We start from the raw sequence: 16,722 nt of genomic DNA on the forward strand, positions 1-16,722 counted from the left end.
TTTATGATGCAGGCCCAACCGCAAAACACGCCTTTGCACAAGGCGCCTCTTTACAAGCAGCTTTATGTGCAAGTGCTTGTCGCGATCACGCTGGGAACGTTGTTGGGCTATTTTTACCCTGATTTCGGCGCCTCGCTCAAACCTTTGGGAGACGGCTTCATCAAACTGGTGAAGATGGTGATCGCCCCGGTGATCTTCCTGACGGTGGCGACCGGGATTGCCGGAATGCATGAACTGGCAGCAGTCGGGCGGGTCGTCTGGAAAAGTATGCTGTACTTTCTGGTGGTCTCCTCTTTTGCCCTGATACTGGGAATGGTGGTGGCCAATATCGTCCAGCCCGGCGCCGCAATGCACATCAACCCCGCTTCGCTTCAGGCCAGCAGCGTGGCCGATTATGCGGCCAAGGCGCATGAACAAACCACCGTCGGATTTCTGATGGGGATCATTCCGGATTCGCTGTTGAGCGGCCTGCTCAACGGCAATATCCTGCAAACGCTGATGGCGGCGGTGCTTTTTGCCATTGCCATGGTGCTGGTCGGCGAACCGGCCCGCCCGCTGCTGCAGATGATGGAAACCGCCTCGGTCGTGGTGTTCCGTCTGGTGGCGATCCTGATGAAATTCGCGCCCATCGGGGCTTTTGGCGCGATGGCCTTCACCATCGGCAAGTTTGGCATTGCCTCGCTGTCCAATCTGGCAGCCATTTTGGCGACCTTCTATGCCACATCGCTGTTTTTCGTGGTGGTGGTGCTGGGCCTGATCGCGCGGCTTCATGGCTTTTCGATACTGGCGCTGCTCCGTTATCTGCAAAGTGAACTGCTGCTGGTGCTTGGCACGTCTTCATCAGAAGCAGCCTTGCCCAGCTTGATCAGCAAGCTGGAAGATGCAGGCGCGGCCAAATCGGTCACGGGTCTGGTGGTCCCGATGGGCTATTCATTCAATCTGGACGGCACCAATATCTACATGACGCTGACCGCGCTGTTTCTTGCCCAGGCGGTGGGCGTGCATCTCTCGCTGGCGGACCAATTGCTGCTGCTGGGCGTGGCGATGATCAGCTCGAAGGGCGCAGCAGGCGTCACAGGCGCGGGCTTTATCACGCTGGCGGCGACCCTTTCTATCGTGCCGTCCATACCGATCGCGGCGATGGCGCTGGTGCTGGGCGTTGACCGTTTCATGTCCGAATGCCGCAGCCTGACGAATTTCATCGGCAATGCGGTGGCCGCCATTGTCGTGGCGCGCTGGGAAGGCGTGCTTGATCGGGAAAAACTCGCCCAGGCGCTGGGCGGGGAACTGGGAACGGCCGCGATACTGCCTGTCAACAAACAAGGGACGATGTGATGTCGATCAGCAAATATCTTCTCGCCGCCTCGCCGCTGGCACTGCTTGGCCATAGCGCGCTGGCCGCTGGTTGTGATGTTTCCGCAAGCACGGGCGATGCCCGATTGAGCGCTGCCAGCACACAAGATGGGCTGATGCTGGAATGGACCGGCAGCGGCAACCAGAAGCTGCGTCTCGCGCTGGCAGGCGTCGGGGCCGAGGGCGACCGGCCGGTAATCCGCTCGCTCGATCTGTGGCAGGATGGCTGGCAAACGGTTATCCGCAATGCCGAGCCCACTTTCTCGGTCAAGACCGGCCTGCGGCGCATGAGCAATCAGCAGATGCAGCCCCTGCGCGAACTGGGCGTTCCGATCGATCAGGCCGTGCTCGACAAATATCGCTGGGAGCCATTCTGGGATGCCCCGCTCGATATGCACAAGCCCGGTGAACGCAGCCGCTTTGGCGGCAATCCTCCCCCGGCGGCCGGTGTTCCGGGCACGGACCAGACCGGCCTGCCCCGCGACAAGGCCGAGGTTGCAGAGGCCACCGCGCGCTTTGTCCCCATGGCCTGTGTTGCCCGTCGTGAAGGCAGCAGGATCACCGTCGATCTGGCGGGTGTCAAAATGGGCGCCTTCGAAGGCAAGCTGCGTTTTACCATCTATGCCGGAAGCCATCTGATCCGACAGGAAATTCTGGCCACCACCAGTCGCAAATGGCTGGCCTACAAATTCACCGCCGGACTGCGGATGGCCAAGGAACCGGATGCGGCGGTGGCATGGCGCGACAATGGCGGCAATTGGCAGGCCGACCGCTTCGCCTCCGCCGCCGATACGACCGAAGTGCCGCTGGTGGCCCGCAACCGGGTGGCCGCGTATCAACAGGGCTATGGTGCTCTGGCTTTCTTTCCCGAACCGCACAAGTTCTTCTGGGCGCGCGAAGTAGCCATCAACATGGGCTATCAATGGATTGCCAAAGGCGATGGCCAAATCGGCTTTGGCATCCGCCAAAACGATACCGAGGACGATAGCGAAGATCCCGCTAACTGGGCGCTTTACAATGCGCGTCCGGGCACCGTTCAGCGTATGCCGATGTTCCTTTTGCCAACGCTTGGCAATGGGCGCGATGCGGTGGCCAATGCCCTGCGCTTCACCCGCGACGATACTTACAAACCGCTTCCCGGCTACAAGGTGCTCAATCACCATTATCATACCGATCTGGCCGAACGGGTGCTGGCCCATGGCACGCCCGATGTCCGCATTCCCGACCTTGTGGCGATGAAGGCAACGGGCATCAATATTGTCAGTCTGGTGGATTCGGTGATGTTCACCGCGCCCGGCGCCGGCGGCCCGCCCCGGCGCGCACAGGCCGATCCTGTCGATCTGATCAACGCCGCCTTTGCCGGTGCGGCGGCGCAATCGGATGATGGCTTTCTGGTCTGGCCCAATCAGGAAGTGTTTGGCAGTCCGTTGGGCGGACATACCGACCTGTTGTTTGCCCACAAGGTCCTTTGGCGCAAACCTTCCGATCCCGCCCCGAAAGCGGGCGTTACCGACAAGGTCTATCAAATCGCCAGCGCGACCGACCTTACCGATATGGCAAAGGCCGAGGGCATCATGTTCACCATGCCCCATCCCCGCACCAAGGGATCAACGGGCTTTCCCGATGCGATGAAGGACCGGGACTATTTCCTTGATCCCCAATTTGCCGGGGTGGGGCTGCGCTGGGGCATGGGGCTTGATGGCTCGGAAGAACGGCTGTGCGAATTTCGCTGCTGGCCGTTGATGGATGACATGAGCAACTGGATGTCCGCCAAAAAGCTGCCGCTGAAGCGCTCCATTTCGATCAGTGAAGTTCGCCATATGGGACCGGGCGATGACGTCTATGGCAGCCAGCCTGTTACCTATATCAAGATGGACAGATTGCCCAAATTTGGCGATTTCTCGACAATTATCACAGCGCTCAAGGCCGATTCCTCCTTCTGGACAACCGGCGAAGTGCTGCTGCGCGATGTCAGGCTGGCGCGCGACGGCAAGGTGATCCGTATCGCCGCGGATGTGGAATGGACTTTCCCGCTCGAATTCGTCGAGGTGGTTTATGGCGATGGGCAAAAGACTTATACCAAGCGGATCAATGCCGACGATCAGGTGGCGGAGAGCAAGTTTACCTTTACCACCGATATTCCGGCCAAGGGCGTGAAATGGGTCCGCGTGGGGGCCTGGGACATTGCTTCCAACGGCGCGGTCGGCCAGCCCGTCGCCTTTTGATCGGCCGCGACCGGATTGGTATCCTTCCCGATCCGGTCGCGCGACACCCGCGCAGGCCTAGGCGTCCACGGCCAGATCACGGCCCGCCAGCAAAAGCATCAGCGCGATCAGCAACGGCCCGGCGGCAAGCAGGCCCATGACCGCCGGCAGCGTCCATTGATGCGCCAGCAGAAAACCACCGAGCAGCGGAATAACCACCCCGCCTACACGCCCTGCTCCGCCCGCCCAGCCCAGACCGGAGCTCCGCAACCCCACCGGATAGGAGCGCACAATGCAAAGGTTGAGCGCCGCCTGCCCGCCGCCTTGCGCCAGACTCCAAAGGAACAGCACCGCAGGGAACCCGGCCGCGACAAAGGGAATGAGCCCAAGTCCGACCAGCGCCGAAGCCTGCAGCAGGTAAAAGCCGATCATCACTGGCCGCCCCGCAAATCGGTCAATCAATCCCCCCGCGATAAGCGTGCCAAGCGAACCGCCCAGCAGACCGAAACTGGCCACAGCGGCGAAACGTTCGACCGGCACCGCCGCGATCTGATGAAAGAAGCTGGGCATCCAGGAGGCGAAAAGTGCGATCATGCCCATGCTGGCAAAGGAGGCCGCCCAGAACACCGCCGTGACGTGGCGGCGCTCACGCCAAAGCTCGCTGAGCGGGGCCAGACGATTGTCGGCCTTGTCGGTCAGCACAAAGCGCTCTTGCCCGTTAAGGGCAATGGCCGGGTCAATCCGGCGCAAAATCCCGGCGATGGATGGATCGGCGGCGTTCTGCGCCACGCGAAATTGGAGGCTCTCGGGCAGAAATTTCAGCAAGATCATACAGAGCAGCCCAACCCCGCCGCAGAACCAAAACAGGCCGGTCCAGCCATAGGCAGGCAGCAGGCGAGCGGTAAAAAACGCGCTGCCCGCATTGCCAAGGCCATAGCCGACCAGCCCCACGGCCAGAATCGTCGTGCGGCGCTGGCGCGGGGTAAATTCGGCCAGCAGCGCCAAAGTGATCGGCACCACCGGCGCCAGCATCGCCCCGGCCAGACCGCGCAGGACCGCAAAGGCGGGAACCGAGGGAGCCTGCGCGCTGATGATGGTCAACAGACCAAACCCCAGCGCGCAAAATTCCAGCACCCTTTTGCGCCCGATCCGGTCTGCAAAGGGACTGATCAGAAATGCGCCAATGGCCAGACCGACCTGCTGCGCCACCACGACCATGCTCAGCCCGGCGGGCGTAGTGGCGTAATCGCGGGCGATGACTGGCGCGACCTTGCCGAACATAAAGATGTCAAAGCCATCGGTGAACAGCAGCAACAGGCAAACCGCCAGCAAGCCATATTGCACGGGCGCCCAGCGATGCTCATCAATAAAGCGTTGCACATCAAAGTCGGCCATATCAGCGCACCACGAAATAATGGATGGCATTCCCCTCAGGCAGCTTTTCCGCGACCCCTACGAACACATGTTTGGCCAACCATTCATGGGGCCCTGCCGCCACCTCGAACCGGGGCGTGACGCGCATGTAATAGGCGTCGAAAGGCACAGGCTCGCGCCGCGCCTGCGCTGCCATCACCTCTGGCGAGCCCCAGCGAAAGCCCCGGTTCTGCATATAGACCGGCGTGCCATCATCCAGTTCGAGCGTATAGCGCGCATCGAAATCCAGCGTCCCGTCCGGGCGAATCTGCGCCCAGTCCGCGCCCGACATGGGCACCACACGGCCTTGCAGCATGGGGCCGGTTATCGTGCCTTCGGTGATATGGATGATCGCCCGGTTCTGTCCGGTCACACTGGGTTGCACACGCACCGGCGGCCCCGACAGCTTGATCGCGATGGTAAAGGCGTATTCCATCTGCGGAAAAAACGGATGTTGCTCGGTCATACGGCGGCCTCTCCGGCGATCTTGAACAGGTTTTCTGCGTTGGTTTGAAAGAAGCGCTTCTTGTCAGCATCGGCAAGCCCCATCGCATCGAGCGCGCGCACTTCATCGGCCGGGCATTGATAGGGATAGTCCATCGCATAAAGTACGCGGTCCATGCCCAGCACATCCTGAGAGAAGCGGATCGCCGGTTCCCATGCCATGCCCGAACAGGTCACCCAGACATTTTCGCGCAGATAGGCCGAAACCGGGCCGCGCTGCAGGGGTTTGAGCACATCGTAGCGCCCCGAACGCACCTGCGCGCCATGCATGAAATCGAGGCGATAGAGCCAGAAAGGCAAAGCCTCGCCCATATGGCCCAGCACCAGTTTGAGCCGGGGAAAGCGGTCGAACACGCCAGCCGTAATCATGCGCAGCGCGTGAAATCCGGTTTCAACGCCAAAGCCAAACACTGCGCCATCCAGCCCCGCCTCGATCATCGGGCCGATCATAGAGGCAGGCGGGGTTTGCGGATGAAGATAGAGCGGAACATCCAATGCTTCGACCGCCTCCAGCACGGGCCAGAATTTGGGGTCAGAGAGATATTCACCCAAAGTGTGCGAATTGACGATCACCCCTTTCATGCCCAACCGCCCCACCGCGCGCTCCACTTCGCGCGCCGCCTTGCCCGGTTCCTGCAAGGCGCAGGCGGCCAGACCGACGAAGCGATCGGGATGATCGGCGCAGGCCTGTGCCAATCGGTCATTGGCCAGTTCCGCCAGCGCCGTCGCCCGATCCGGCGCCAGCATCTGCACCCCCGGCGAGGTCAGGCCCAGCACCTGAATGTCTATGCCGCGCTCATCCATATCGGCGATGCGCTGATCGCCCAGATCAAGCAGCCTGTCGCGCACCCAGCGCGCCCTTTCCGATTCATGGGTGAAGTAAAAGCCCAGAAGACTGCGTACGCCGGGGTCCACATCAGGGCCGGCCAGCATGTCGCGATAGATCTCGACCATTTCGGGAATGGCAAAGGCTTCCTCGGTCGCGATGCGCAAATAGCCTTGCGCGCCGCCGGTACGAAGCGGGGAGAGTGTATCTGTCATGCTATATGGATCGCTTTCGTAATGCGACAGGCCATGACGCCTTCGGGCCCGTCTTCTGAACCATGGCCGCTTTCCTTGACCCCGCCGAAGGGCGCATCGGCAGCTCCGATAGCGGTGGTGTTGACCGCGACCATGCCTGCCTCGATGGCGTCCGCAATCAGATTGGCGCGGCGGCCATTCTCGGTAAAGGCATAGGCGGCAAGACCGAAGGGCAGGCGATTGGCCTGTTCCACCACCTCGTCAAAACTGGAAAAGCGCGCGGTCATGATGACCGGGCCGAAGGGTTCCTCCTGCATGATCCGCGCGGTAGCGGGCACATCGGTCAACATTGTGGGTTGCCAGAAATAGCCGCCCTGCCCAATCGGCTCACCGCCCTGCGCCAGACGCGCGCCCTGCGCCACCGCATCGGCCACCAGCGCGGAAACCGCCGCCGGACGCCGGATATTGGCCATCGGCCCCATGGTGCTTTGCGGATCAAGGCCGTCGCCCGGCCGGATCGCGCCGATCCGTTCGGACATGGCCGCAACGAAGCGATCATGGATCGCATCCTGCACATAAAATCGCGTGGGCGAGACGCAGACCTGTCCGGCATTGCGGAATTTGGACGCCGCCAGCAAAGGCACCGCGCGATCCAGATCGGCATCGTCAAAGAGGATGACCGGCGCATGGCCGCCCAATTCCAGCGTCGTGCGAATGGTGCGATCTGCGGCCAGCCGCGCCAGATGGCGGCCCACGACGGTCGATCCGGTAAAGCTCATCTTGCGGATGATCGGGCTGGCCAGCAGGTGGCGCGAAACCTCATCGGGCACGCCGAAAACCAATTGCACCACGCCCGAGGGCAGGCCCGCATCGACCAGCGCCTGCACCACCGCCATGGCCGAGGCCGGGGCTTCTTCGGCGGGTTTGAGGATCACGCTGCAACCCGCCGCGATGGGTCCGCCCAATTTGCGGGCGGGATTGTTGATGGGGAAATTCCACGGCGCAAAGGCCGCCACCGGCCCGATCGGCTCGCTGGTCACCATCGAGCGCTGGCCCGTGGGGCGCACCAACACGCGGCCATAGAGCCGCCTGGTTTCCTCCGCATAGAAGTCGAACAGCGCCGCGCTCATCAGCACTTCGGTCTTCGCCTCGGCCAATGTCTTGCCCTGTTCCAGCACCGCGCAGGTGGCAATGGCATCAATCCGGGCGCGCAGCAAAGAAGCGGCCCCGCGCAGCACGCCGGCGCGCTGATCGGCGCCCGCATGGCGCCACAGGCGAAAGGCCCGGTCGGCGCTGGCCAGCGCCAGATCGAGATCGGCGGCCTCGGCCAGCGGCAAATGGGCAAAGGGCGCGCCCGTTGCCGGGTTGATGACCTCATGCGTGCGCCGCCCTTTGGCGCCGATCCACGCGCCGTCGATAAACAGCGCCAGAGGCGGATAGTGGGAAGTTTCGATCACGTGGCAAATCCTGTCTGGAACGGATGGTCGTCGGGCACGCCCGGTTACGGGCGCAATTTTTCCGCAGCGCTCCTGATGGCGCAGGGCATCTCCTCCTGCGGCCCATGGCTAACCCAACGGGGAAAATCGGGAAGGCGGTAAAATTTGCAGGCTGCTATAAAATGATTTTATAGCAGCCTCGCGCCCTCACACCGGGTCCATCAGCCCGCCAAAGGGCGCCATCGCCTCCGTCACCGCCAGGCTGATCGCTTCTTCCAGATCGGTCGGGACCGTGGCTGCGGCCAGCAACGAAACCTCCAGCGTGATGGCCGGTTCGATCGGCCAGACACTGAGCAGATCGCGCTCATATTCGTCGATGAACACGCCCGGCGCCGCCACAGTGCGCTGGTCGCCATAGACCACCAGAGAGCGGCGCAGCCCGCTGGGGTCAAGTTCCTGAACGATGTTGAGCGCAACGCCTGCCGCCTTGGTGGCCGCAATCAGCCTTTCGCGCACCACATGCCCGCGCGGTCCCGCGACAATCGGAATATCAGCCAGTTTGTGCAGGCTGATCGGCCCGATGGGAAGATCCTGCGCACCGGGCTTGCCGATCAGGCACAATTTTTCGCGATAGAGCGGACGCTGCCGAAAGCCGGGGCGTGAATCGTGGCTCAGCGTGATGGCCATGTCGAGATCGCCGCGCATGGCAAGGTCGATCAGATCCTCCGAATAGCCCTCTCTCAACGTAAATTCGACATTGGGCAGGGTGGCCGACAGGGCAGCAATGGCCCGCCCCACAAGGCGCGCGGGCGTTGGCGAGAGGCCCACCCGGATCACAATACGCCGCCCCACGCGAAACGGAACCATGGTCGCGCGCGCCTCGGTGACGGCATCAAGGATCTTCTCCGCCTTTTGCAGAAAGGCCGTGCCTGCCTCGGTCAAGGACACGCCACGCGAATGGCGATGAAGCAGGATGACATCAAGCTCGGCCTCCAATTGCTTGATCTGATAACCCAGACCGGGCTGCGAGGTGTTGATGCGCCTGCTGGCCGCGGCAAAGCTGCCCGCACGGCATACGGCCACAAAGTCGGACAGTTGTTTGATTTCCACGGCATCCCCCTCCGGCCTCAGGTTTTCCTATAAGCTATTTTTATAGCTACCCGCGAATTTTGGTCAATTCCGGCCATTGCAAAGCCTGCCTATCCCTGTGGCACGAGAGCGATCCGATCGTTCGCTAAGAGAGAACTCGCATGTTCCTTTCAGGAAATGCCGATGTTCCCGATCTCGGCAATACCGGACGCTGAAAGACAAAGCGGGTGCAATTCCGCAAAAACGGGAGGGAATATGACCGTTACATTGAACAGACATCGCCGCAAAACTCTGCAAACACCGGGGCGCCTTTGGGAAGCCTCGCAGATCGTGCTGACGACATTGGGTCTGACCATCCTTGCCCCGGTTGCACAGGCGCAGGAACAGGCCCCGGCCACTGAAATCATCGTCACCGGGTCGCGCATCGCCAAGGCGGGCTTTAACGCCCCCACCCCCACCTCGGTCATCGGCAAGGATCTGATTCAGGCCAAGGGCCAGACATCGACCACCGAAATCCTCAACAGCCTGCCCTCGGTCCGCGCCAGCGCCAGCATCGCCAATGCCACCCCGGCCCAGCGCGCGGGCAGCCAGAATGTCGACCTGCGCGGCCTTGGCACGGTGCGCACGCTGCTGCTGATCGATTCCCAACGCGCTGTGCCAACCACCCAGACCGGCGTGTCCGATCTCAGCCTGATCCCATCGCTGATGATCGACCGGGTGGAGGTCGTCACGGGCGGTGCCTCGGCGGGCTATGGCTCGGACGCGGTGGCGGGCGTGGTCAACCTGATCCTCAAAAAGCGGATGAAGGGGATCGAGGGTGAAGTCTTCAAGGGCATCACCTCCTATGGTGATCGCGCGGAAACCAAGCTGGGCCTGATGGCGGGCACGGATTACGCGCAAGGGCGCGGCCATTTCGTGATCGGCGGCGAATATCACAAGATCGGCGAGATCTATGACGCACGCAGCCGTCCATGGGGCCAAAATGCCTATGCCATCTATTCCAACCCCTGCGCCGGGGTGGCGGGCACGGCGATTGCGGCCAGTCTTGGCTGTCCCGGCAATGTCGCCAATGGACAGCCCCAACGGATCATCGCGCCCAATGTCTATTTCTCGAACTATACACAAGGCGGCCTGATTACCGCGGTGGGCGGCGGCACTCCGGCCTCGCTGCGCGGCACGGGTTTTGGCACCGGCGGCACACCCTACAGCTTTCCCTTCGGCAGCCTGACCACGACATCGCAGACGCTGACCAACGGCGCGATCAATGCGCTCAACCTTGCCGACAATATTGCGCTGTCCCAGCCCATCGAGCGCTATAACGTGATGGCGCGCACCGAATTTGAGGTCAGCGACAGGCTCAAACTCTGGGCCTCGGCGCTTTACGCAGCCAGCAGCAACACCACCCGCTCTTTCCCGCAACGCTCGCTGCCGCTGACCATTCGCGGCGACAATGGCTTTTTGCGCACGGTTCCCGCGCTGGCCTCCATCGCGGCCCAGATTCCCGCGCTCTCGACCAACACATTCTCGCTGGGGCGCGAATGGGATGACATCGGCCCCTCCGGTTTTGCCACCAGTTCGGGCAAGAACGAGACCTATAACATCGTGGGCGGATTGAACGGCAAAATCGGCAAGACATGGTCATGGGAAGTGACCGCGCAGACCGGCCGCAATGTCTATAACCAGTCAAGCCCCTATCAGCTTGTCCGCTCGCGCTTCAACAATGCCGTCGACAGCGTGGTTGCGGGCGGCCAGGTGGTATGTCGGATCAATGCCGATGCGATCAGCACCAATGACGATCCCGGTTGCGTGGCGATCAATCCTTTCGGCAGCGGTTCTCCCTCGGCGGCGGCAACGGCCTATGCCACCAGCACCGCCACCTTCCGTCAGGTGGTCAGCCAGACCACGGTCAACGGGCTGCTGCGCGGCGATCTGCTGCAATTGCCCGCAGGCACGCTGTCGGTGGCGGCGGGCGCGGAATATCGCACCACCAGCGTCAACCAGACCGTCGATGCGATTTCCGCGGCCAATGGTTTCATCAACAACACCACCAACCAGCAGCCGCTGGCCGGATCATACAACGTCAAGGAAGTGTTTGGCGAAGTTCAGGCACCGGTGTTCAAGAACAGCATTCTTGGCGCGGGGCTGGATCTGAACGGCGCGGTGCGTCGCACCGATTACAGCACCAGCGGTCCGGTGACGACATGGAAGGTAAGTGGGGTCTATCGCCTGATCGACGGGATCTCTTTCCGCGCCACCCGTTCGCGCGACATTCGCGCGCCCAATATCAGCGAATTGTTCTCCGGCGCGGTGGGCGGCAATCCCTCGGGCCTGAGCAATCCGTTTCTGGGCGGGACGGGTATCGGCCTTGGCGTCACCTCGGTCACATCGGGCAATCCGGCGCTGAAGCCCGAAGTCGCCAATACCGAAACCGTCGGGCTGGTTCTCAAACCGCGCCTGATTCCGGGGCTGGCCTTCTCGGTTGATTATTTCAACATTGATGTGCGCGGCGTGATCAGCACGCAAACCAGCCAGAACATCATCAATGGCTGCTACACCGGCAATCAGGCCCTGTGCGGCCTGCTGACCTTTGGCAGCGATGGCAAGACGATCACCAATATCGCCATCAAACAGCTCAATCTGTCGCGCTGGGCATTTCGCGGGCTGGATTTCGAACTGTCCTATGGCTTTGATCTGGGCGGCGGGCGGGTAACGCTGTCCGCTCTGGCCAGCAAGACGATCCACACGATCATCGACGATGCGATCAACGGCCCCATCGACTATGCGGGCGCCATTGATGGCGGCGCGGTGGGCACCTATGGCCTGAGCCGCCCCAAATGGAACGGCAGCCTCTACATGGGCTATCGCAAAGGTCCGGTCGGCGTCGGGGCCGAGGTTCGCTATATCGGCGAGGGCGTTTACAGCGTGCTGGCCGTCGAAGGGGTCAGCGCCACGCCAAGGCCCGGCATCGGTTTCACCATCAACAACAACCATGTTCCGGCTGTGGCCTATCTCAACCTCAATGCCTCGGTCGATGTGGTCAATGACGGGCGGCGCAAGTTGCAATTCTTCGGCGTGGTCAACAATGTGTTTGACAAGGCCCCGCCGCTGTTCCCCGTTAGCGCAAGCCCGACCAACCCGACCATTTACGATACGGCGGGCCGGGCCTTGCGCGTTGGTGTCCGGTTCAAATATTGATGGGAGCCTGAAAATGCTGCTTTCCCTTTTGCTGGCCGCCGCCGCTGTCCCTCCGCCGCCGGTGGGGGACAGCGCACAGACCTATTCGCCGGCGCCGGGGGTGGAGAGCCGATACCGGCTCTTCGTCCCCGAGGACTGGAAACCGGGCGATCACTGGCCGCTGGTGGTGATGCTGCATGGCGGCGGCGCGAATGAGGACGGCCCGTTCGACCGCGATCCGGCCTTTCGCCCGCAATTGTTTGATGCGGCGCGCGCGCATCATTTCATCCTGCTCTCGCCGCGCGGGCACAAGGGCGGCTGGGGCGCGAAATTGCTGGTCGAGGGCACGGGCCTGCCCCCGCGCGGCACCTATCGCTGGCCCGCGCCCGGCGCGCTGACCGGCCCGCCGCCCAAGGTCGCACCCCGCAGCGCGCAAGACGATGCGCTGGCCCAGCAGGACGTCATTGCCACCATCGCGCGGGTCAAGGCGGCCTATGGCGTGCTGGCCCATCCCTATCTGATGGGCAATTCGATGGGCGGACAAGGCACTTTGCATCTGGCGCAGGACCAGCCCCGGACATGGTGCGCGATTTCGCCCAGCGACGGTCCGTTCGATCCCGCATCCTATCCCTATGCCCGCGCCAGGGGCACGCGCGCAGCGTTGTTCGTGCATGGCGACCGCGACAATGTGGCGCCCATCGAAAGCATGCTGGCCATGGCCAGCGGGTTTGAACGGGTGGGCATCCCGACAAGGCTGATGGTGATACCGGGCGGCGGGCACAGCGATTCATGGCACCGCGCCATGCCCGCGATCTTTGACTTCTTTGCCCGCAATCCCTGCGACAGGAAATAGGCGGCGATGGGCGGGCGGCCCCCCATGGCGCCGCCCGCCTGTCTTCAGAAGGCCAGCGCCGAAGAATCCGCCCACGAACCATGCAGCCCGTTGCGCATCCGGAACGGCACATGGATCCGCGCCACCGGCCCCGCCGCAATGTTGAGCGCATCAAGGATGACAAGATCGGAATAATTGGTGACCTGATTATCCACCAGCGCCAGCAGATAGCCGTCACCCTCGGCCGCATCCTTGTGACGGGGGACGAATTGCGGCTCCTGAATGAGGCTCTGCGGCCCGCAATGCCAAGTGCTTTCCTCGCCGGTGACGCGGTTGAAATGGCCGATCCGGTTCATCCGAAAGCCCGATGCCCGAACTCCCTCACCTTCAAACGGCATGTCCGGGTCCATCACCAGCATCCAGCCATGTGTATAAGGCTGCCCCAGATAACGTTCGTCGATCTTGGGGAATTCGGCGATCAGGTCAGACACACGCTCGAATTGTTCGAACTCGTCGGAATTGGACGCCATATCCACCGCCCAGCGATGCAGGAACGGGCGCGCCGCCACCGGATCAAAGGGCGCATCGTTGATGTCGGGAAAGAAGGGAAACGCATTGCCTTCCGATTGCGGAATGTCGAAAGTAATCCGCGTGCCTTCGTTATAGGCATTCATCACATGGCTGGCAAAGACCGTGCGGGGCGCCTTGAAATAGCGCATATCCTGCGCCCGCCCGCCGCGCGGCAGCACCGCCAGATAGACCGGCAGCGAGGGATCAAACCCGAAATGCGGCTTGTTGGCGCGCAGCCGATCCCAGTTCGACGTGATCGGGCACAGGTGAAACAGCGCATAGTCCCGCGTCACCGCGAAATCATGCATCATGCAGTAATAGGGCACCTCGAAAAAGGTTTCGAACAGCAGTTCGCCATCCGGGCTGATTTCCATATAGGACACATCGCGCGTCAGCAGGCCGGTGGCGGCATAGCCGAAATTGCACATATTGCCCGTCAAAGGGTCGATCTTGGGGTGGGCGCTGAATGTCTTGTTGCGCATTTTGCCCGCGAAATCGCCATAGCCCTGTGTCTCCAGCGTCACCGGGTCCATTATCAGCGGCGGGCTGTCTTCCTTCAGCGCATAGAGTTTGCCTGCATGAACAATCGGGGTGGTGTTGGCCGTGCCCCGGATCATCCCCCTGACGCTGTCATCATCGGTCAGCGGGTTGCGATAGGCACCAAACAGCGCCCGGCCTGCCTTTCGCTCGGCCTTGAGCTTGTCGGTCAGCGCATAGCGTTGTTTGAGATCGACCCGGCCATCGCGAAAGATGAATTGGGAAATCAACCCATCGCCGTTGAAGAACTGATCATTTTCAAAGATCGGCGCGAATTGCGCATCGGGCTGCACGCGATAGAACGCACCATGAAGTTCGGGCGGCACTGTGCCTTCCACCTCAAGATCGAGCAGGTCGCCCTCCAGCCGCAGGGGGCGCAGCGAATAGCGGAAATTCTTGGTGTCGGGGAATTTGGCCATGGTTTCGGCTCCTCTCGCGGGCCGATGTCATGTCTGGCCCTGCGATGATACTTATCAGATGGAAATCCCGAAAAAATGGACTAACCATGGCCGCCAATGGCACTTTTCGTAAGGCGATGACAAAAATCGACACGCCCCCTTCTCTGGCCCCGATGCGGGAACCCGGCGCGCGCGATGATGTGTGGATCGAGGCGATGCGCGCGCCCGATAGAAGCGAAAACAGGGCCAGCATCCGGCCGCACAGCCACTGCGACCTGCTCCAGCTGATTGTGGCGACGGGCGGCTCATGCCTTGTCGATCTGGATGGCGTCCGGCGCCCGGTCAGCGCGCCATGCCTGATCGCCATTCCGGGGGGCACGATGCATGGCTTTGAGATCATGCCTGATGCACAAGGCTGGAATGTGCTGATCCGCCATGATCGCGTGCTGGAGGTGGTCATGACCTTGCAGGTGGGCGTGGGCTCGCTGCTGGCCGCGCCCTGCATCATCGACCTGAGCGAGATGCCCGATCAGGTGCAGGATCTGTCCCCGCTGCTGGCCCTGCTGATGAAGGAGAGCCGGGGCGAGCGTCTGGATGGGCAGGCGCTGTGCCTTGATGCCTTGCTGCGCCTGCTGCTGGTCCATCTGGCGCGCATGATGGACCATGGCGATGCGCGCGATCCGCGCCGCCATGGAGATCACGCGCTGTTTCTCGAATTTCGCGCGCTGGTCGAACGACGTTTTACCCGTACCCGCCGGATTGCCGACTATGCCGATGCGCTGGGCACCACCCCGGCCCGGCTCAATGCGCTGTGCCACAGGTTTGCCCATCGCAACGCCAAACAGGTGGTGATGGACCGCCTGATCGACGAAGCGCGGCGGCGCCTGCTGTTTTCGGGCGAGAACGCGGCGGACATCGCGCTCTCGCTGGGCTTTTCCGAACCGTCCTATTTCGTGCGCATGTTTCGCAGGCGGACCGGTGCCACGCCGGGCCAGTTCCGCCTGCCACCCGAAACCGATTAACGGGGACCAGCTACCGGCCCGTCATGCCCGCCCGTCCATCCGGTGCCCGACTTGTAGACATTGGCGTTGAGAAACACGCCCTGCACCCGGATGATCTTGCCATGGCGGATCTTGAAAGCCTGGCCCAACAGGTTCTCGTTGGGGAACTGGGTGCTTTCCATAAACGGCACGAAGGCGCCATTATAGGTCACGCCCTTCACATCGCCCCGGCGACGGAAATTCCACTGGCCAAAAACGATCTGCCGCTCGACATCAATCACCGGAAAGCGGGCATTGTTATAGCTGGTAATGAAGCCGTAGATCCCGGTGTCGAGCTGTTTGGCACACCCCATCCCCAGCGTTGAGGCGACAAGGCGGATCCATGCCACCGGCGATTGCGCATTGGGGCCCGGTTGCGGGGGATGATCATTGGCGGTCTGCGCCATCACCCCGCCATTTTCCAGCCTGACGCAAGTGTCGGGATCAAAGGGCGCCTTGCTGCCGTCGCCGGCGGCAACGGCGGCCAGATAGCTCTGGGCCACCGCCGCCAGTTGCGCGCGGGTCAGGCGAGTGGCAGACGGCTCGGGCGCTTCCCAGAGGGGTTCGGGCGGCACCATGCGTTCCGCATTGGCAGCGCCGCGATTGACCACGGTTTCGATCTCAGAAATCCGCCCCCCCTCAACCTTCAGGCGCAGCGACATCAGCCCCGGCTTGCCATTTTCGACAAAATCGAGATGAGCTGCCACCTGCCCCGCCGCCGTATCGATATAATCATAGCGATAGCGCTCGCCCACCGCGCTCACGCCGGTCCACAGCCCTTCGCCAAGCGGGATGGCCACGCCATTTTCCGTAAAGCGCGCCGATTTGGCCAGCGGCAACGCGGCGGGCCGATGATGGGCCAAAGCATCGACATAGCCGGTGATGAAGCCCGACAGGCAGGCTCGGTCGCAAACCGACTTTTGCGCCTTGGCCGGAGCGTTGCCCAAAGATGCGGCCAGCATGGCAAGCATTGCGATTGTGCGATTGTGCAAGGGTTCTCTCCTCTCAGACTGCGGCCACCAAGCGGCTCTCGCCCCATGTTTGAGAGCAAGGTGGACCCCTCGTCCAGCCTCAAGCCCGCCTGTTCCCTGAGGGAGAATTTGCCCGTTCCTTCGTGGCAAGGTGACGCCGGGCAATCTGGGCAAGAGTGGG

Annotated in this window: 12 protein-coding genes; 5 read left to right on the plus strand and 7 right to left on the minus strand. The window is 62.2% G+C overall.

Annotated elements, in window-relative coordinates; genetic code table 11:
- The first annotated feature begins 6 nt into the window (after nucleotides 1-6).
- Together dctA and GGR38_RS04370 are read left to right on the plus strand one after the other, a co-directional pair.
- On the plus strand, nucleotides 7-1,335 hold the full coding sequence (gene dctA / locus GGR38_RS04365) for a C4-dicarboxylate transporter DctA (RefSeq protein WP_425497039.1): 1,329 nt from the start codon (nucleotides 7-9) through the stop codon (nucleotides 1,333-1,335).
- On the plus strand, nucleotides 1,335-3,578 hold the full coding sequence (locus GGR38_RS04370; RefSeq protein WP_183623090.1) for a CehA/McbA family metallohydrolase domain-containing protein: 2,244 nt from the start codon (nucleotides 1,335-1,337) through the stop codon (nucleotides 3,576-3,578). Before dctA ends, GGR38_RS04370 begins: the two co-directional genes overlap by 1 nt.
- Nucleotides 3,579-3,635: 57 nt before the next feature.
- On the opposite strand, the gene GGR38_RS04375 is transcribed toward GGR38_RS04370, so the two are convergent.
- The 5 genes from GGR38_RS04375 to GGR38_RS04395 form a co-directional block, all read right to left on the minus strand.
- A complete protein-coding gene (locus GGR38_RS04375) occupies nucleotides 3,636-4,952 on the minus strand; it encodes an MFS transporter (RefSeq protein WP_183623092.1) in 1,317 nt (438 codons plus the stop codon).
- 1 nt (nucleotide 4,953) lies between these two features.
- Nucleotides 4,954-5,436: a DUF3237 domain-containing protein gene (locus GGR38_RS04380; RefSeq protein ID WP_183623094.1), complete on the minus strand. Its 483-nt coding sequence runs from the start codon at nucleotides 5,434-5,436 to the stop codon at nucleotides 4,954-4,956.
- Nucleotides 5,433-6,515: an amidohydrolase family protein gene (locus GGR38_RS04385; protein ID WP_183623096.1), complete on the minus strand. Its 1,083-nt coding sequence runs from the start codon at nucleotides 6,513-6,515 to the stop codon at nucleotides 5,433-5,435. Before GGR38_RS04385 ends, GGR38_RS04380 begins: the two co-directional genes overlap by 4 nt.
- On the minus strand, nucleotides 6,512-7,948 hold the full coding sequence (locus tag GGR38_RS04390) for an NAD-dependent succinate-semialdehyde dehydrogenase (protein ID WP_425497040.1): 1,437 nt from the start codon (nucleotides 7,946-7,948) through the stop codon (nucleotides 6,512-6,514). Before GGR38_RS04390 ends, GGR38_RS04385 begins: the two co-directional genes overlap by 4 nt.
- A gap of 189 nt (nucleotides 7,949-8,137) precedes the next feature.
- A complete protein-coding gene (locus tag GGR38_RS04395) occupies nucleotides 8,138-9,040 on the minus strand; it encodes a LysR substrate-binding domain-containing protein (RefSeq protein ID WP_183623100.1) in 903 nt (300 codons plus the stop codon).
- Nucleotides 9,041-9,274: 234 nt separating this feature from the next.
- Here GGR38_RS04395 and GGR38_RS04400 point away from each other — a divergent pair, with 234 nt between their 5' ends.
- Together GGR38_RS04400 and GGR38_RS04405 are read left to right on the plus strand one after the other, a co-directional pair.
- The gene (locus GGR38_RS04400) at nucleotides 9,275-12,214 is read left to right on the plus strand and encodes a TonB-dependent receptor plug domain-containing protein (protein WP_183623102.1); all 2,940 of its coding nucleotides are present in this window, start codon (nucleotides 9,275-9,277) and stop codon (nucleotides 12,212-12,214) included.
- Nucleotides 12,215-12,227: 13 nt separating this feature from the next.
- Nucleotides 12,228-13,046, plus strand: a complete 819-nt coding sequence (locus GGR38_RS04405) for a hypothetical protein (protein WP_183623104.1) — start codon at nucleotides 12,228-12,230, stop codon at nucleotides 13,044-13,046.
- Between the two features lie 44 nt (nucleotides 13,047-13,090).
- Here GGR38_RS04405 and GGR38_RS04410 read toward each other — a convergent pair whose 3' ends face one another.
- Nucleotides 13,091-14,551: a lignostilbene-alpha,beta-dioxygenase gene (locus tag GGR38_RS04410; RefSeq protein ID WP_183623106.1), complete on the minus strand. Its 1,461-nt coding sequence runs from the start codon at nucleotides 14,549-14,551 to the stop codon at nucleotides 13,091-13,093.
- Nucleotides 14,552-14,667: 116 nt separating this feature from the next.
- Between GGR38_RS04410 and GGR38_RS04415 the strand changes: the two genes are divergently transcribed.
- Nucleotides 14,668-15,552, plus strand: a complete 885-nt coding sequence (locus GGR38_RS04415) for an AraC family transcriptional regulator (protein ID WP_183623108.1) — start codon at nucleotides 14,668-14,670, stop codon at nucleotides 15,550-15,552.
- Here GGR38_RS04415 and GGR38_RS04420 read toward each other — a convergent pair.
- Nucleotides 15,549-16,562 carry a DUF8021 domain-containing protein gene (locus GGR38_RS04420; protein ID WP_183623110.1) on the minus strand — a complete coding sequence of 338 codons (1,014 nt, stop codon included), beginning with the start codon at nucleotides 16,560-16,562 and terminating at the stop codon, nucleotides 15,549-15,551. The two genes, GGR38_RS04415 and GGR38_RS04420, sit on opposite strands and share 4 nt — an antisense overlap.
- Nucleotides 16,563-16,722 lie beyond the last annotated feature (160 nt).

It is taken from the genome of Novosphingobium sediminicola, assembly GCF_014196525.1.
Taxonomy (GTDB): domain Bacteria; phylum Pseudomonadota; class Alphaproteobacteria; order Sphingomonadales; family Sphingomonadaceae; genus Novosphingobium; species Novosphingobium sediminicola.